8 protein-coding genes are annotated in these 11,751 nt (G+C 41.3%); 1 reads left to right on the top strand and 7 read right to left on the bottom strand.

Going from position 1 to position 11,751, the window contains the following annotated elements; translation table 11 throughout:
• Positions 1-1,093 precede the first annotated feature (1,093 nt).
• A complete protein-coding gene (locus MTF64_RS04400) occupies positions 1,094-2,734 on the top strand; it encodes a response regulator (protein WP_248450700.1) in 1,641 nt (546 codons plus the stop codon).
• 55 nt (positions 2,735-2,789) lie between these two features.
• Here the strand turns inward: MTF64_RS04400 and msrB are convergent, their stop codons facing one another.
• The 7 genes from msrB to MTF64_RS04365 form a co-directional block, all read right to left on the bottom strand.
• Positions 2,790-3,230: a peptide-methionine (R)-S-oxide reductase MsrB gene (gene msrB / locus MTF64_RS04395; protein WP_064384881.1), complete on the bottom strand. Its 441-nt coding sequence runs from the start codon at positions 3,228-3,230 to the stop codon at positions 2,790-2,792.
• Between the two features lie 341 nt (positions 3,231-3,571).
• Complete coding sequence (locus tag MTF64_RS04390; RefSeq protein ID WP_004588867.1) at positions 3,572-4,012, bottom strand: hypothetical protein; 441 nt, start codon at positions 4,010-4,012, stop codon at positions 3,572-3,574.
• 11 nt (positions 4,013-4,023) lie between these two features.
• Positions 4,024-4,530 (bottom strand): DUF2919 domain-containing protein, encoded by a 507-nt coding sequence (locus MTF64_RS04385; protein ID WP_248450699.1) that lies wholly within the window; start codon positions 4,528-4,530, stop codon positions 4,024-4,026.
• A 9-nt stretch (positions 4,531-4,539) separates the two neighbouring features.
• On the bottom strand, positions 4,540-6,558 hold the full coding sequence (gene ligA / locus MTF64_RS04380) for an NAD-dependent DNA ligase LigA (RefSeq protein WP_248450697.1): 2,019 nt from the start codon (positions 6,556-6,558) through the stop codon (positions 4,540-4,542).
• Between the two features lie 72 nt (positions 6,559-6,630).
• Positions 6,631-7,386 (bottom strand): cell division protein ZipA, encoded by a 756-nt coding sequence (gene zipA / locus MTF64_RS04375; protein WP_004588864.1) that lies wholly within the window; start codon positions 7,384-7,386, stop codon positions 6,631-6,633.
• Between the two features lie 72 nt (positions 7,387-7,458).
• Positions 7,459-10,854, bottom strand: coding sequence for an AAA family ATPase (locus MTF64_RS04370; protein WP_248450695.1), 3,396 nt, complete (start codon positions 10,852-10,854; stop codon positions 7,459-7,461).
• A gap of 67 nt (positions 10,855-10,921) precedes the next feature.
• Positions 10,922-11,653 (bottom strand): RNA methyltransferase, encoded by a 732-nt coding sequence (locus MTF64_RS04365; RefSeq protein WP_248450694.1) that lies wholly within the window; start codon positions 11,651-11,653, stop codon positions 10,922-10,924.
• Positions 11,654-11,751 lie beyond the last annotated feature (98 nt).

Raw genomic sequence — 11,751 nt, 5'->3', positions numbered from 1 at the left:
TAGCTCAGTTGGGAGAGCATCGCCCTTACAAGGCGAGGGTCACTGGTTCAAGTCCAGTATCACCCACCACATATAAACACTTCTTAATAATTATTATAAAATCCTATTTGGGTAATTAACTCAGTTATAAGAAAAAGAGAGCATCGCCGCCCTTTACAAATAATGGCGAGAGTCACTGGTTCAAGCCAAGTAATCACCTACCACATATAAACACTTCTAAAGCATCTAAACTCTTCTTAATAATTATTATAAAATCCTATTTGGGTAATTAATCCAGTTGTAACAAAAAAGAAAGCATCGCCGCCCTTTACAAATAATGGCGAGGGTTACTGGTATCTAGCCAAGTAACCACCCACCACATATAAACACTTCAAAATACCTAAGTTAAAAACTTCCAAAAATATCACTCTTAATTTGTCTTGTGCAAAACGATTAATCTATACGCTATAAAATTATATAAAGGTAATTAACTCAGTTATAAGAAAAAGAGAGCATCGCCACCCTTTACAAATAAAGGCGAGGGTTACCGGTATCAAGCCAAGTAATCACCCACCACATATAAACACTTCTAAAGCATCTAAACTCTTCTTAATAATTATTATAAAAATCCTATTTGGGTAATTAACTCAGTTATAAGAAAAAGAGAGCATCGCCGCCTTTTATAAATAATGGCGAGGGTTAACGGTATCAAGCCAAGTAATCACCCACCACATATAAACAATTCTAAAGCATCTAAACTCTTCTTAATAATTATTATAAAAATCCTATTTGGATAATTAACTCAGTTATAAGAAAAAGAGAGCATCGCCGTCCTTTACAAATAAAGGCGAGGGTCACTGGTTCAAGCCAAGTAATCACCCACCACATATAAACACTCCACAAAAACCTAGATTATTTTAACTATTATTTAGAGCTGCTTTTTACCTATTAATTAAGCAATGGTTTTAAATCGCTAAGGCCAAGATAATATGAAGCCATCTAAACGTATGAAAATAACTTAATCTTCTAATAACCTCGGCTAATAGTTAAATTCCCTTGTAAGCAGCTAAACTGTTGATTATAGTCTGTGATAAATCAAACAACATGTAAGCCAATGCCAACTAAGATCTACGCCAAAGCCAAAATACTGATAGTGGAAGAGCAGCCCCTCGCTCAAAGCTATATGAAACAGTCGCTAGAAAGGCTTGGCTTTCGGCAGTTGCACTTTGCCGATCATGCAATTGCAGCAAAAGAGCAATGTTTGGCTGAGCAATTTGATTTAATTGTATGTTCGTTTAATTTAAGCAAACACCAAGACGGCTACCAACTCTACGAAGAACTCCGTGTTAAGCAACTGATAAAAAACTCCACTGCGTTTATTTTTATTTCTGCAGAAACCAGCGGTGCGCTAGTGCATAGCGTTTTAGAGCTTCAACCCGACGACTTTTTGGTAAAGCCATTTACGGTACAAGAGTTAAAAACGCGGATTGAGCGTATTCTAAAACGTAAAAATGAGCTACAGAGCATTTATACCTTAGTAGATGATGGCAACGACTCTAAAGCAATAAAAGTAATCGATGCCACTTTAAATAAAAAAAACAATATATACAGCCCTATCCTCCTTCGCTTAAAAGGAGATGCATTGCTTAGGCTAAACCGCAGTGAAGAAGCTAAAGACTTTTTTACCTCGGTGCTAGACATACAAAAATTTGCCTGGGCCAAAGTTGGTTTAGTAGAAGCGCTGATTGCTAATAATGAGCATATTCTTGCTCAGCGCATGTTAAAAACCATGCTTGAACGCCATGAAACACGTTTAGTTGCACTGGATTTACTCGGCCGATTAGAAATAAAACTAAACCAATTTGAATTGGCGCAAGATTTTTTAAGCCAAGCAGTCGATATTGCGCCACGTAATATCCAAAGACAAAAGTCGTTAAGCAATGTTTCGTTAATAAACCACGATTACGAAAAAAGCTATTTAACCCAAAAAGACATAGCCAGCTATGCGCGTCATTCTATTCATGACAGCCCCGACATCTATCTCAATGCAGCCCGTGCCGGTATAGACTTTGCTTTAACCACAGATCAAACAGACCAAATACAACGTATTTCGCGTCAAACTAATAAATACATAAATGATTTAAAAAAGCAGTTTCCTAACAACGCAAACCAATCTCAAATTGATGTACTTAATGCGCGTTTGCACTATTTAAAAGACGAGCACCAAAAAGCCAAGCGCTTGATAGAGCAACTCGACGATGACGATACGTTAATACGCTCTGTAGATGGGGCGCTTGATAAAGCAAAAGCGTTTCACGAGCTTGGTTTTCATCAAAAAGCACAAACATTATTTAGCCAAATAATTAGCCATTGTGAGCGCCACCCCAATATGAGTGATACAACTTACCTGCGTTACATTCAACAGCAGCAAAGTGAGCGCCGCGACATTAAAATGGGCCCTAAAGAGCTTAACAACCATGCAGTAACTCAATTTAATAGAGGGCAATTAAATACGGCGTTAGAGGCGTTTACACAAGCATTTAGAGTTATGCCGCGTAACCCAAGCATTGCGCTTAATTTATTACAGTGTTTGTTTGATTCGACAAAACAAAAAGGCGGCACTTTTAACTTGGTTATTGCTAAAAAGTGTTACGCCCTTTTGAGTAACTCTACACTGCAGCCAGATCAGTCGCAGCGATTAGATAAAATTTTGCATATGGCAAAAGAAATGAAACTCGATATTCAATCCCCCTAGCGCTAACTAGCGGCTAGAAATAGCTGTTTATCTTGATTGAAAGCTAACTATATAATTAAAGCTTTTTCATTGCAGCGGCATTTACACAATAGCGCAAACCCGACGGTGCTGGCCCATCAGGAAAAATATGCCCTAAGTGTGCATCACACACATTACACACCACTTCAACGCGCTGCATACCATGGCTTAAATCGTTCACATAACCAATTGCATCGACAGTTGCAGGCTGCGTGAATGATGGCCAGCCTGTGCCGCTATCAAACTTTTCATCGGCATCAAAAAGTAAATTATCGCAGCATACACACGCGTATTTACCCGGTTCTAGTAATGTGCAACTTTGTGAGCTGTGAGGGCGTTCTGTGCCCTTTTTACGTGCCACATAATATTGCTCATCACTTAGCATTGCCTGCCATTGCGCGTCTGTTTTTACAACCTTTTCGCGTGGCGTAGGATTGCCATTATTGGCAAAATTTATAACATCATTCCAAGTAAGCATAATAGCCTCCTTCGGTATTAATAAGTGATTAGGGTCTGTTGATCTTTTAAGGTTAAATTTGCAGCAGTCTGTTTGGTATTTAGGCAAGGCAGAGCCTATGCAGTGTGGTTATTCCCCATAATTGGGCGATAACGTAGCATTAATGCCAAACAGGCGCTGCCCAACGGGTTCTTCCTAGGGGCTATTTACTCTTTGTTGCCTACATGGATGTAGGTAAAGGGCGTGAGCAGGACGCGGAAGCTTTGCTCAGCTTTTACTTAGCCCACTAGGTTACAAACTTCGCGCCGCGATTAAATAGCCCCTAGTTTGAACAAACTTTAATCCGCAAAGTTCAACAGCCCCTAACTAAAGCGAATAGTTTGCTTTTCTTGATCTGAAAGTATGCGCTTCATGTAGGCGTCTATGTCATTTTTTTGTGCGGGTAAACTTACACTAAATTGTCGCTCGTTATTGCTATGAATAATAAGCTCATCGTTCTTACTTTCTATATGTTCAATGTTGCCAATAACAAGCCATTGCGGGCCAAATTTTTTATCAAAAAAACCTGCCAAGCTAAATAACATTAAGTGCTGTGCATCGCGCTGAATAAAATTATCAAGCGTATTGCGCTTTTTAAAGGCGGGTGTCAGCCTGTAACAACACGAACAAAACACAAATAACCATAATCCTATTACGGCAGAAAACCAAATATGATCAGTTAACGATGTAAACAACACCAAAGCGCCTAAAATAATGCCAATACCAAGCACTACAATGGCAATTTTTTTATTAATGTTATCCATTTAGCTCCCTTTTATTTAGCGTTTTTATCATCTGCTTTTTCGGTAGGCTCTGGCCAATCGTTAAAAAACACCTGCAAATAACGACTCTTTGCCAAGTACCACATTACCCAAAACACAATCACCATTTGCACAGCTAAAAATAGTGAAAACCTGTAATGACTATGTGCAGCTTGTATTGTTAACCAGCTTAAGTCAGTTATTGCGCACACCAGTAACGGCCAGCGCATGTAGCGCCACACCATCGCTAAACGCGCACTTTGCTTATGAGAGTCGCGCGGTCGTCTTAAGCAAAATAAAAAAGTGGGCACTATCGCAATAGCGCCAATCGAAATTGCGATAAAAAAATCGTTTTTAGATTTAAAAAATAGCGACATTAAATCAAGCTCAGGGCGACGACTCAGCGCCGCTATAACCCAAATAAAATACGCACGTAGTAACACCAATAAACTTAGATGAAATGCAATTGGCGTACGGTAGCTTCCGTATTTATCCCAGTACTCGGGTCCATATCGGCTCATTTTATTACCCTAAGCATTGTACTTATCAAACAGTGCAATTAAGTCGTCTTCGCTAAGTATGTCTATACCTAAATCTTGTGCTTTAGTTAATTTAGAGCCGGCTTTTTCGCCCGCCACCAATGCATCTGTTTTAGCCGACACACTACCGGCTACTTTTGCACCTAACTGTTGTAAGCGTGCTTTAGCATCGTTTCGGTTTAAAGTATTAAGAGTGCCAGTTAATACATAGGTTAGCCCAGCTAAGGGTTGCTCATCCTCTGAAGGCGGCGTTAGTGCTGGCCAATTAATGCCTTGTTCAATTAAAGCATTAACCACATCTACATTATGTTGCTCATCAAAAAAGCCACGAACATGAGTTGCTACAATAACCCCTACATCACTCACTTGCGTAAGGCTTTCAATACTGGCTTGGGTTACCTTTTCAAGTGTTAAAAAATGATTTGCTAAGTTTTGCGCTGTGGCCTCGCCAACCTCACGAATACCCAGCGAATATAAAAACTTTGCAAGCGTCGTTGTTTTTGAAGCTTCAAGCGCATCTACTAAGTTTTTAGCCGACTTAGGACCCATACGCTCAAGTGACTCAAAGTGACCTTGTTTTAATATAAATAAATCTGCGGGGGTTTTTACCAGCTCTCTATCAACCAGCTGATCAACTATTTTGTCGCCTAAGCCATCTATATCAAGCGCTTTGCGTGATGCAAAATGCTTTATCGCTTGTTTACGCTGAGCTTGGCACACTAAGCCACCGGTACAACGAGCCACGGCCTCGCCTTCTACTTTTTCAACGTGTGAGTCACAAATGGGGCAACTGGCAGGAAATACAATGTCGCGTGCATCATCTGGGCGTCGCTCAAGTACTACTTGTGTAATTTGCGGAATAACATCGCCGGCGCGGCGTATAATTACTGTATCGCCTACCTTTACGCCTAAACGGGCTATTTCATCGCCATTGTGCAGCGTTGCGTTTGATACCGTAACACCGCCTACAAATACAGGCTCTAAACGCGCTACCGGCGTTATTGCGCCTGTGCGGCCAACCTGAAATTCTACATCAAGTAACTGGGTTATTTCTTCTTGCGCAGGAAACTTATAAGCAATTGCCCAGCGCGGTGCACGTGCAACAAACCCTAAACGCTCTTGTAAGGCTTTTTGGTTTATTTTAATTACTACGCCATCAATTTCATATTTAAGCTCGCTTCTGCGCGTTAAAATATCACTGTAGTAATCTAAAGCCGCTTGCGTACCTTCAACTAACTTTGTTTCTGGGCACAGCGGTAAACCCCAATCGGTTAATTTTGCCAATTGTTGGTAGTGATCCTCAGGGATTGTGCCATCGGCCACCAGCCCTGTGCTATACGCATAAAACATTAGCGGGCGCTTAGCAGTAATTTTTGAATCAAGCTGGCGTAGGCTACCTGCGGCTGCATTTCGAGGATTTACAAATACTTTTTCGCCACGTTTTTCGGCTTCGCTGTTTAGCTTTTCGAACCCTGCGCTATCCATAAATACTTCGCCACGTACTTCAAGTTCTGCGGGGTAATCGCCACGCAGCTTAAGGGGCACGTTACGGATTGTTTTTACATTTTGTGTAATATTCTCGCCAGTAAAACCATCGCCACGAGTTGCGGCCTGCACAAGCACACCATTACGGTAAATAATCGACACAGCCAAGCCATCTAACTTAGGCTCACAACAAAAAGTGAGCTCATCTTGGCTCATTAAACGCTCTTTAATACGGCGGTTAAAGGCGCTAAACTCTTCTTCACTAAAGGCGTTATCAAGCGATAACATAGGCACTTGGTGAGCAACTTGTTCAAATTTACTCAGCGCAGCGCCTCCGACCTTTTGAGTGGGTGAGTCAGGCGTTAAAAATTCTGGGTTTTCTCTTTCAAGGGCGCTTAACTCGCGCAATAGTCTATCGTATTCTGCATCAGGAATACTGGGTGTATCAAGGACATAATAATTGTAGTTGTGTTGCTCTAACGTACTACGAAGATGATTAATTTGCTCACTAATGCTGCTAGACATTTAAACCTCAAAAAACATAAAAAAAGCCACTTTTAGGTAAGTGGCTTAATAAAAATAATGTGTGCGTATAAATTACGCAGAAAATGCACGAACCTGCTCAACATATTGACGAACGCGCTCAACGGTCATTTCTTCACGCTCGGCATCTAAAATTTGTGCACCAAATTCATCGGCAATTTTCTTAGCTGCGCTATGTAACATATTAAAGGCAGCTAGCCCGTCGCCTTCACAAGGTAAAGTCATAAATAAGCTAACCCCTGCGGTGCTAAACTGTTCCATATTATCAATATCAAACGTACCTGGGTTATACATATTTACTAATCTAAATAACACTGGACCTTGCCCTGCAGGGTCTATGTGGCGATTAAAAAAGCCTTCTTCTGAATATTTAAATCCTAAGGTATTTACTGCAGGCAATAACTTACTGCCTTGCATGCTTAGCCCCTCAGGCATTTGAATATGCACAATAACAAAGTCAGACACATCTGCTGGCGCTTCTTTTTCGCTCTCTGGCTCTGGTTCTAGCTCTGGCTCTTGAACTACTTGCAGGTCGTCTTCAATGGGTGTTTGCGCCACGCTAGTATCTATTTGCGGCTCGTTTGCATCAAAGTTTAGCTCACCAAATTGCGGCTCATCTCGCTGGGCAACAACCGGCTCTTTAGGTTCAACTGGTGTATGCGAAGGTGTATCTTGCATTGGTTCAACCCGCTCTGAAGGCGCTACCTCTGGGCTGTCTTTTTTTCTAACTGACCATAAACCATGTACTAATAAGCCACCTATGACAAGTACACTGATCACAATTAAAACCAATCTTAGTTCTTCGGCCATCCCCTCACCTTTTATTATTTGTTATGCCTAAACCCGTGTATTAATTAACACTAATACGCTTAAAATAAACTGTTATGTGTGTGCAAGTTGCACTGCTTGTTCTATATCTACTGCTACCATGCGTGATACGCCTGGCTCTGCCATAGTAACGCCAGTTAAACGCCCTGCCATTTCCATCGCAATTTTATTATGACTAATATAAATAAACTGCACCGATTGTGACATTTCTTCAACCAAACGGCAAAAGCGTACCACGTTAGCATCATCAAGCGGCGCATCTACTTCATCCAGCATACAGAATGGAGCTGGATTGAGCCTGAATATAGAAAACACCAATGATAATGCGCTCAGCGCTTTTTCTCCACCACTTAACAGATGAATTGTCGAATTTTTCTTGCCTGGTGGCTGTGCCATTATACTAACACCACTTTCGAGTAAATCGTCACTGGTTAATTCTAAATACGCGCTACCACCGCCAAATACTTTTGGAAATAGCTCGGCAAAGTCGTTGTTCACTTGATCGAAGGTAGCTTTAAAGCGTGTTTTGGTTTCGCTGTCAATTTTACGAATCGCCCCTTCAAGCGTATTTAGCGCTTTGGTTAAATCCTCAAGTTGATTATTAAGATAATCACTGCGCTCTTTAGCTTGTTCAAACTCATCTATTGCGGCTAAATTAACTGGACCTAGCTTATCTAATTGATGCACAAGCCCACTGATCTGATTTTGCGCTGCATTTAAACTCAGTGAATCAGGCAGTGTATCTAAAACACTTTTTAAACTTTGCTTTAATTCTTCAAGCGGCTCAAGTGCTGCCTGCGCTTTTATAATTAGGCTTTGCTCTTCAATGCTTAGCTTTTGATGTTGTTCTTGCAAACCTGTCAGCTCACCTTGAGAGTGCTTAAGGCTGGCTTGTTTACTTATAAGTGTTTGCTTTGCCTCGTTAAGCTTTTTTTGTAACGCGACCAAGCTAGCTTCGCCCTGTTGATGCTTTATTAAAAGCTGTGCTATTTGCTCAGTGAGCTCTTGCTCGGGTATAAGCAACGCTTCCATTTGCGATTGCAGCTCTTGCGCTTCTTCTTGCGCACTAATGAGCTCTTGCTCAGCATGATTAAGCTTTGTTTGACTAAGCTGCCACTCACTGTGTGCTTTTTGCTCTTTTAACGTGGCCTGATGCGCTTGTGTTTTATATTGCTCAAGTGTAGCTGCAGCTTGGCTGTATGCTTTATTACTGCGTGTGCAGGCGGCGTCGGCGCTTGCCAGTTCGTCAGCTAAATTATGTTGCTGTTGATGTAACACTTCAAGCGCACTGTTGTGCTCATCGCGCGTTTTTAATAATTGTGATTGTTCAGTGGTTAATGCACGCTTTTGTTGCTGGTACTTTTCTAGTTGCTGTAAAAATTGTGCTACTTGCTCTTTTAACATGTCGCTGCGCGTAGTGGCCACGGCAATGTTTTGTGCTAATTGATGAATTGCGTTTTTAAGTACCGCTAACTCATCACTCAGCTTTTGCTGCTGTGTTTTTAGCGCATTAAGATTCTCAAAATCCCTTGCAAGGGTATTTTCGGCCTCTACTAAACTCGCTGTTTTTTGCTTTAACTGTGTGTGTTTTAAAAGTTGTGAGTTTTCGGCGTTTTTGTCTGCGCTACGGTGCCAGTTTCGAGCATGTAAAGCACCGCTTTTATCCATAACCGCAATATAAAACGTATCATTTAACGCAGCGAGTTCGGCGTTTTCGCTGTACGCAATACGGGTCAATAAATCGGGATAAACACCCTCAGTAATCAACGCCGCAACGCTATTTACTGGTATTTCACTTTTGTGAGGCCACACACTATTGTTGCTTTGCACATCAGCTACGTTTAGGTGCTCAAGCGTTTGCAGTGCCTGTTCAACTATATGTTCAAACCCTGGCTTTACTTTTAATTGATTAAATAAAGTGTGCTGCTTATTGTCATCTTCAATCCCTAAACTGCTTTTAAGTCCAGCAATGCGAGCTTTTAGCTCATTAACGTGCTGTAAGCTTTGCTGATGCTGTTGCTCAGCGTCATTTACTAAATCGGTTTGCTCTTTAAGCGCTGCGGTGCATTGTGTTTGCGCCGTTTGCATACTGGCAAGCTCTTGAGTTAGGGTTTGTTTGTATTTTTGTTGCTCGGCTAGTTGCTGCTCTAATTGGCTACTTTTAATATCGTCAATTTGGCTATTTAGTTGGCTAAGCTGTGCGTTTACATGGGCTAAGGCTTGCTCTGTTTGCTTAACACTATTTTGCTGAGCCTGTACTTTATTATTAAGCGCGTGCTGTTGTTGATTAAGGCTTTGCCATGCGTTTGTGTGCTTATTTTTTTCATCAGCTAAATCTGCAAGTTTAAGGGTAAGCTCTTCAACTTGTTCGCTGCACTCTAAACTGTACTCGCTTATCTCTTGGTGGCTCACAGATAACTGCTCACACACATTTTGTTGCTGTGTTTTTAGCGCTTCACTTTGCAGCTTTCGCTGCTCAAGCTTAACCACACTTTGTTTAAGTGTTTGCGTTTGCTGTTTAATATTAATGTGTTGTTGTTCGGCGCGGGTCAACTCTGTGTGGGTAACGTGTTGCTGATGCTGCGCATCGTTAAGCGCATCTTGCTCTGCATTTACTTGAGCCTCTAGGCTTGCAAGCACATCGTCGTGGCCTGAGTGAGCCGTTTTAAAAAAGGCGATTTGCTCATTAAGCTTTTTGATTTGCTCACTTTTTTCAAGCTGTTGTTGATGCAGCTTTTGCCATTTTAATACAGCCACTTGGCCTTTTAAGGTACGCTCTTGCGCTTTTAAATCGCGGTATTTTTTCGCATCAACCGACTGCACAGCCAGTTTATCTAGTTGCGCTTGTAACTCTTTACGCACATCAAGTAAACGCTCAAGGTTTTCGCGGGTACTTTTAATTCGGGTTTGCGTTTCGCGGCGGCGTTCTTTGTATTTAGACACACCCGCGGCTTCTTCTAAAAATACGCGTAGCTCTTGAGGTTTGCTCTCAATTAAACGCGAGATCATCCCTTGCTCTATAATTGCGTAACTACGCGGGCCAAGCCCAGTACCTAAAAATATATCGGTAATATCGCGCTTACGGCATTTGCTCCCATTTAAAAAGTACAACGATTGGCCATCGCGTGTTACTAAACGCTTAATCGCTATTTGGTTTCTGTCGGCAAATGTATTAGGTAAATCACCTTGGGTGTTATCAAAAATAAGCTCTACTGAGGCTTGCGAGATTGGTTTACGATTAGTTGAGCCATTAAAAATAACATCGGTCATGGCATCGCCACGCAAGTTTTTAGCTGAGCTTTCACCAAGCACCCATCGCACAGCGTCAATCACGTTTGATTTGCCACAGCCGTTAGGCCCAACAACACACGTCATTTGATCAGGGAATGGAATTTTAGTGGGCTCTACAAACGATTTAAAGCCCGCTAATTTAATAGTGCTTAAGCGCATCTTATTGTTATTACCGATTATTATTGTTATTACTTACAAACAATTTAACTCATAAACAGTTAAAAAGTTAAGCTTGGCGTTTAAAGTTATCTAAAATAATACCTGTAGCCATTGCCACATTAAGTGACTCTGCCTCACCAAAAGCCGGTATGGTTATTTTGTCGCTTACTAATTTTGCACACTGCTCGCGTATGCCATGCGACTCACTGCCCATAAGCAATACACCCTTTGCGCTAAAATCCGTTGTATGTACGCTTTGCCCATCTAAAAATGCCCCGTAAATAGGCATATTTAATGTTTGTAAGTATTCAGGTAGCTCTACTTGGCTTACCGACACTCTGACAAATGAGCCCATGGTAGCGCTAATTGTTTTAGGGTTGTAAGCATCGGCGCTGTCGGTACTTGTTACTATATGTTTAATGCCATACCAGTCGGCAACTCTGATAATAGTGCCTAAATTGCCCGGATCAGAAACCCCATCAAGCGCCAGTATTAAGCCGGTATTATTAGGTAAATCAGCCTTTGGCATATCAACCACTGCAATGGCCGCGTTATTACTCACTAAGGTACTGACTTTAGTCAGCGACTCTTCTTCTGCTGGCGTAAAATCTACTTCTGGAAACTGGTTTTGGTGAGTATTTATAAACGCCTGTGTTGCAAATATATCAACCGCCTTTAATGGGCTGTTTAACAACTCAAGTGCGTTTTTTTCACCTTGTACAAGGTATTGATTATATTGCTTTCGGTACTTTTTTTGGCCAAGTTGGCGAATAAGCTTGAGTTGGTTTTTTGAAATCATAACAGCCCCATAAAATTATCGCCCTAGTATACCAGAGATGATTTAAAGTGCAGCACCACATATATTAAAAGCAGCGCCATTATAGGCTGTAAGGCTTT

Origin of the sequence: Pseudoalteromonas sp. 2CM41L, from assembly GCF_023161905.1 — a bacterium.
Classification (GTDB): Bacteria; Pseudomonadota; Gammaproteobacteria; order Enterobacterales; family Alteromonadaceae; genus Pseudoalteromonas; species Pseudoalteromonas atlantica.
The sequence above is the reverse complement of the archived record's forward strand: the minus strand, read 5'-3'. Positions and strand labels throughout refer to the sequence as shown.